Origin of the sequence: Streptomyces sp. CoH27 (assembly GCF_020181035.1) — a bacterium.
Classification (GTDB): domain Bacteria; phylum Actinomycetota; class Actinomycetes; order Streptomycetales; family Streptomycetaceae; genus Streptomyces; species Streptomyces camelliae.
Genome location: NZ_JAIQYY010000091.1, coordinates 1 through 3499, shown reverse-complemented (window position 1 = coordinate 3499; position 3499 = coordinate 1). Strand labels below are relative to the sequence as shown.

2 protein-coding genes are annotated in these 3499 nt (G+C 65.4%); both read left to right on the top strand.

Features of this window, described 5'->3' with window-relative positions:
* Positions 1-33 precede the first annotated feature (33 nt).
* Entirely contained in the window at positions 34-1143 is a 1110-nt protein-coding gene (locus LE548_RS45110; protein WP_225102838.1) for a site-specific integrase, read from the top strand.
* Positions 1140-3473 carry a tyrosine-type recombinase/integrase gene (locus LE548_RS45105; RefSeq protein ID WP_225102837.1) on the top strand — a complete coding sequence of 778 codons (2334 nt, stop codon included), beginning with the start codon at positions 1140-1142 and terminating at the stop codon, positions 3471-3473. Before LE548_RS45110 ends, LE548_RS45105 begins: the two co-directional genes overlap by 4 nt.
* The last annotated feature ends 26 nt before the right edge of the window (positions 3474-3499 follow it).

The window sequence follows — 3499 nt, the reverse complement described above, 5'->3', positions numbered from 1 at the left end:
CTATCAGTTACGTGGAATCTGATCAGAGGAGTGATGCTGCTTCTCTCGATCTCACTGCGTACTGGGGGAGGGGCATTGGATGCCGAGAAGCTTGAGAAGAAGTGGCCTGTCCTGGGTCGCCATGAACGGGCTGCGAGTTGGTTGCTGGTGTGGGTCGACCTCGGGCGGGCGCCACGGACGATCGACGCGTATGCCCGCGGGCTCGCCGAGTACCTGGAGGTATGCGAACGCGACGAGGTTGATCCCGTCACGGCGAACCGCGCCAACATCGCTGCGTACGTCCGCGAGCTGAGCACACGCCCCAGCCGGCGCGGGGCGAACGTCGTGTCAATCGATTCCGGAGCCGGGCTGGCCAATGCGACACTCCAGCAGCGACTCGTGCCGGTCCGCCTGTTCTACGACTTCCTCATCGAGGAAGGGCTGCGCGAATCCAATCCCGTTGGACGCGGCAAGTACACGCCAGGTCGCCATTTCGGCAGCTCACAGCGCGGGTTGGTGCCGCGGCTGACCAAGCTGCCCTGGATCCCTACGGAGCAAGAGTGGCTGCATGTGCTGGCGGTCGCACGTGCCGAGCCGATCCGTAACCGGTTGATGCTGGCGCTGGCCTACGACGCCGCCCTGCGCCGGGAAGAGCTGTGCTCGCTGCGTACTGATGATCTGGATCCAGCACATCGGACGCTGCGAGTACGGGCGGAATGCACGAAGAACAGGCTGGAGCGAGTCGTCCCCTACTCCGCATCCACCGGGGTGCTGATGTCGGAGTACCTGGGGCACCGTGCCAAGATCAGCAGGGCACGGGGGCCGCTGTTCCTTTCGGAGTCCCGCCGCAATCGCGCCGAGCCGCTGACGCTGTGGACTTGGTCGAAAGTGGTACGGCGGATCGCTCTCGCGGCCGACGTTCCGCGGTTCTCCACCCACACGACGCGGCACCTGTGCTTGACCGATCTGGCCCGGATGGGCTGGGAACTGCACGCCATCGCGACATTCGCTGGCCATCGCAGCACTGAGTCGACACTTCGCTACATCCACCTCTCAGGCCGGGACCTGTCTCAGAAGCTCAGCCGCGGTATGGAGCAGATCCACGACTGGCGGACACGGATGCTGGCCCAGGCCGACGCCAGCCTTGCGGCGGAGGGCTCATGACCAGGGCTCTCAGCGCGGCTCTTGCCACCGTCCCCGCGCAAAGGTCCTGGTCGTGGCCGCTGGATCACCGGAGCTTCGACCGGCGCCCGGAACTACGCGTCCACGAAGCAGAGGCCCTCGATGCACTGGGCTGGGAGGTCCGCCGCCGACACGGCCACAACTCGCACGCTCCGGAATGGCGAGTCATCCGCCGCCTGGTGACACCTCTGGACGAGGCCCGGGAGTCCCTAGGCTGGCTGCCCGACCTGGTCCATCACCGTCGGGCCGTGGACGATGCGGCCGCTTTGGTTCTCCGCACGTGTGTTTCCGAGGACCAGGCTTACTGGGGCTGGACGCCGGACACGTGGGCCCGGCTGATCGCCGCGGATGCCCGGTCGTTCACGGCTCCGTGGCCCAGCTGGCTGGAGCGATTCACTCGCCCCTATGTCATCGCTCTGGCATACCTCGTCGGCGGTTTCGTCGACTTCCATCGCATCGGCTCCTACAGCCGACCGTCCGTAGCTCGCCGGGTCTTCGGCGACCACGCATTGGAGGCCGCAGTCGCCGAGGTGACCGAGGTTCTGACCGGGTGGGGCTACCGCTCCAACAAGGGATCCCGGCACGGTCTGCGCCGTGTCCTCTGCGAAGTCTTGTTGCTCAACCGCAGCCCGCTGCTGTCGGACCTGTCCGGTGAGAGCCTGCTGCAAATACGAGAGGAGCCCGCGCTGAGCAGGTGGAACAGCGATGTTCTGCACGCTATCCACCGGGCCGTTGCGGCACTCGGCTACGCGGATCCTCCGCCCGAACCCAAGCGGACGAAGGGCGTCGTGAAAATCGACGGCGCCCCCGATTCTTGGACCTCGTGGGTCGAACGGTGGGCCAGTACGTCAGCCCTGACGCCCAAAGTCCGTGGCACCTACCGGACCATCTTGGCCAAGGCCGGGCGGTGGCTGGCAGCAGAGCATCCTGACGTCCGTGAACCAGGTCAGTGGACTCGTGCGACGTGCGCCTCCTGGATCGCGGCGGTGGACCGGATGTCCACTGGTGACTTCGTTCAGGTCCGTACCGGATCAGCCGAGCGGTGGGGAAAGCCCCTCTCGCCCCGCACCAAGGCCGGCTACATCAAGGTCCTGCGAGGCTTCCTCCGCGACTGCCAAGAATGGGACTGGATCCCTCGCCGCTTCGACCCCATGACGGCGCTTGCGACACCCCGCAGCATCCACGCTCTGATCGGCCCAGATCCGCGCGTCATCGCCGACGACATCTGGGCGAAGGTCCTCTGGGCGGGCCTCAACCTGGAGCCAGACGACATCCCCACCAACCAGCACGGCTTCATCTATCCCGTCGAACTCGTCCGAGCTGTCACTCTGACCTGGCTGTTCAGCGGATTGCGCAGTGACGAGATCGCGCGCCTACGTCTTGGCTGCATCCGCTGGCAACACGAAGACGTTCCTGTCCCGGGCGACTCCGACGAGGTCCTGGCCCGCGACGCCGTCTGCCTGCTGGATGTGCCCGTCCACAAGACCGGCACGACGTTCACCAAGCCTGTCGACCCCCTGCTCGGACAAGCCGTTGAGGTCTGGCAATCGATACGCCCGCAACAGCCCCCGCTGCTGGACCGCAAGACCGGTGAACCTGTCGACTTCCTCTTCACATTCCGAGCTCGGCGGGTCGGCAAGACCTACATCAACGAGACGATCATCCCGGCGCTCTGTCACAAGGCCGGCGTTCCCACCGCCGACGTCCGAGGCAACATCACCAGCCATCGGGCACGGTCCACCATCGCCAGCCAGCTCTACAACGCCAAGGAACCGATGACGCTGTTCGAGCTGCAGGCTTGGCTCGGGCACCGCACGCCGGCGGCGACTCAGCACTACGCGAAGATCACCCCGCTCGTCCTGTCCCGGGCCTACAGCGATGCCGGCTACTTCGCACGCAACGTCCGCACCATCGAAGTACTCGTCGACCGCGACGCCGTCACCTCCGGTGCCGCAGCCGCCGGTGAGCCCTGGCAGTACTACGACCTGGGACACGGGCACTGCACCTACACCTTCTTCGAGCAGTGCCAGCACCGCATGGCATGCGCCCGCTGCGACTTCTACACGCCTAAAGACTCGTCCAAGGGGCAACTGCTCGAAGCGAAAGAGAATCTCCAGCGCATGCTCGCGTCCATCCCTCTCACTGATGAAGAACGCGCCGCGGTGGACGACGGACAAACTGCCCTCGATCAACTACTGGAGCGGCTCGCAGACGTCCCCACACCCGCTGGCCCCACGCCTCGCCAACTCGGAATCCCAACCACCGCGACCCTCCTACCGATCGTCGAGGTGAACCAGGGCAAGACACAATGAACTTGACAAAACAGATTCCACATAAG

Excerpts from the sequence above, each read along its gene's own strand:
- LE548_RS45105 (WP_225102837.1), top strand. The coding sequence starts at position 1,140 with ATGACCAGGGCTCTCAGCGCGGCTCTTGCCACCGTCCCCGCGCAAAGG.
- LE548_RS45110 (WP_225102838.1), top strand. The coding sequence starts at position 34 with ATGCTGCTTCTCTCGATCTCACTGCGTACTGGGGGAGGGGCATTGGAT.